The sequence below is a fragment of the Hansschlegelia beijingensis genome (genome assembly GCF_045505405.1).
GTDB classification, from domain to species: Bacteria; Pseudomonadota; Alphaproteobacteria; order Rhizobiales; family Methylopilaceae; genus Methylopila; species Methylopila beijingensis_A.
In genome coordinates this window covers 1-2,449 of the sequence record NZ_JBJKEX010000417.1, presented here as the reverse complement: position 1 = coordinate 2,449, position 2,449 = coordinate 1, and the positions used below count along the sequence as shown (strand labels likewise).

The following is a 2,449-nucleotide window of genomic DNA, read 5'->3' as shown; positions in this document are numbered from 1 at the left end:
GCCGCTCGGCGCATCAGGCGCCTCGCGCGAGCGGGTCGCGGAGGTGATGGGTCTCGCGGGCGACCTCGCCATCCAGACTTCCATGATGCTGACGCGCGGGCGGGCCGCCCGTCATAGCGCGGGGCATGCGCGGCGATCCAGAGCCCGCCGGGTCGCCTTCCCGCGTCACCGCAGGAAGGCCCTGAAGCGTCGCAGCGACAGCGCGAACAGGACCGACCCGATCGCGAACAGCGCCAGGAACTGCGGCCACACCACGCTGAGATCCGCGCCGCGGAACAGGATGGATTGCGCGAGCATGACGAAGTGCGTGTTCGGCGCCGGATACATGATGATCTGGATGATCTCCGGCATGCTCTCGCGCGGCGTCATCGCGCCGGAGAGGAGCTGCAGGGGAAGCATCACCATGATGAGCAGCATCCCGAACTGGGGCATCGAGCCCGCGACCGTCGCGAGGAACACGCCGAGCGACGTCGTCGCGAACAGATGCAGGCCGGTCGCCGCCACGAAGAGCGCGACAGAGCCTCCGATCGGCACGGAGAGCAGTCCCTGCACCACGAAGACGAGCGAGGCCGCGGACGCCAGCAGCACCACGAGGCCCATCGACCAGATCTTGCTCAGCATGATCTCGACCGCCGTCACCGGCATCACGAGCAGGTGCTCGATGGTGCCGTGTTCGCGCTCGCGGATCAGCGCCGCCCCGGTCAGGATGATGGACAGCATCGTGACCGACTGGATGAGATTGCTGATCGCGCCGAACCACCGCTTGTCGAGATCCGGATTGAAGCGCGCCCTCAGGACCAGATCGACCGGCGCGGTCGTCGCGGTCCGGTAGCGGTTGAGGAAGTCCGAGACTTCCCCCGAGACGATGGACTGGATGTAGCCGCCCCCGCTGAAGGCCTGCGTCATGCGGGTGGCGTCGACGTTGAGCTGGATCGTCGGGGCGCGGCCCGCCAGCAGGTCGCGCTGGAAGTTCGGCGGAATGTCGAGCGCGAAAGTGTCGAGGCCGGCGTCCATCCGCGCATCCATCTCCGGCTGCGAGATGAATTGCGGGAACACGAACAAGGGCGGGTAGAACGCGCCGGCGATGCGGTTGGAGACAGGCGACTGGTCCTCGTCGACGATCGCGATCGCGGCCCTGTTCAGCGTCTCCGGCATCGCGCGGGACGCCGTGTAGATCGAGACCGAGAAGGAGTAGACCACGAGGAGGAGCAGCATCGGGTCGCGGCCGAGCCCGCGCAGCTCCTTGATCCCGAGGTTGAAGACGTTCGCGAGCCGCATCGGAGTCACCGCGCCTGTTTGCGCAGCAGCGCGCAGGCGAGGGCGATCATCACCGGCGCCGCGATCCCGAGCGGGACGAGCGAGCGCCAGAGATCGTCGAAGCCCAGACCCTTCGAGAACGTGCCTCGGGAGATCGTGACGAAGTAGGTGGCGGGAAAGACGTCGCCGATGAAGCGGCCCGCGCCCTCGAGCGAGGAGACCGGCTCGATGATCCCGGAGAACTGCAAGGCGGGGATCATGGTGAGAAGCGCCGTTCCGAAGATCGCGGCGATCTGGCTGTTCATGAAGGACGAGATGAGCAGCCCCATGGCGGTCGCCGCGCACGCGTAGAGGACGGCTGCGGCCGCGTAGAAGGCCAGGCCGCCCGTGAACGGGACCCGGAACACGAACATGGCGAAGGCCGTGAGCAGCGCGAAGTTCAGCATCGCGACGCCCACGTAGGGAAGTTGCTTGCCGAGCAGGAATTCCAGGCGGGTCACGGGCGTGACGTAGAAATTGATGATGGAGCCGAGCTCCTTCTCACGGACGACGCTGAGCGCCGTAAGCATCGCGGGGATCATCAGCAGCAGAAGGGGGATGACGGCCGGGACCATCGCGACGATGGAACGGACGTCCGGATTGTAGCGGTAGCGCAGGGCGGTCTGGAACGCGCCGAACGCCGCTCCCGGGTCCTGCCCCTCCCGGGCCTTCTCGGCCAGCCAGCTCGCGTGCATTCCCTGCACATAGCCGCGCACGGTCTCTCCGCGGGACGGCATCGCCCCGTCCATCCATGCGCCGATCTCCACGCGGGAGCCGCGATCGAGGTTCTTGCCGAAGTTCTGCGGGATCTCGAGGGCGAGGCTCAATCCGCCGTCCTTCATGCGGCGATCGAGATCCTCGTAGTCAAGCAGCGGCTCCTGCTCGGTGAAGTAGCGCGAGCCGGCTATCTGCTGGACGTAGTCGCGGCTGGCCACCGTGTCGTCGCGGTCAAGAACCGCGAAGGTGAGGTTCTCGACGTCCATGTTCACGCCGTAGCCGATCACGAACATCAGCAGCATGCTCCCGATGATCGCGAGCGCGGCCCGGATCGGATCGCGCCGGAGCTCGAGCGCCTCCCTTCGGCTGTAGGCGAACATGCGGCGCGGGTCGAACGACCGGCGAGCCGCCGGCGCAGAGGCGCGGGCGGACGGCG

The 2,449-nt window shown here is 67.3% G+C and carries 2 protein-coding genes; both read right to left on the bottom strand.

What is annotated here, in order from left to right; all coding sequences use genetic code 11:
* Positions 1-165 precede the first annotated feature (165 nt).
* Positions 166-1,278, bottom strand: a complete 1,113-nt coding sequence (locus tag ACIKT0_RS16930; RefSeq protein ID WP_407106542.1) for an ABC transporter permease — start codon at positions 1,276-1,278, stop codon at positions 166-168.
* A 5-nt stretch (positions 1,279-1,283) separates the two neighbouring features.
* Positions 1,284-2,449 (bottom strand): ABC transporter permease (locus ACIKT0_RS16925; protein ID WP_407106541.1); only part of this gene is annotated, 1,166 nt, incomplete at its 5' end.

What these genes read in the sequence shown, in the direction of transcription:
- ACIKT0_RS16930 (WP_407106542.1), bottom strand. Translation starts at nt 1,278, where the DNA reads ATGCGGCTCGCGAACGTCTTCAACCTCGGGATCAAGGAGCTGCGCGGG.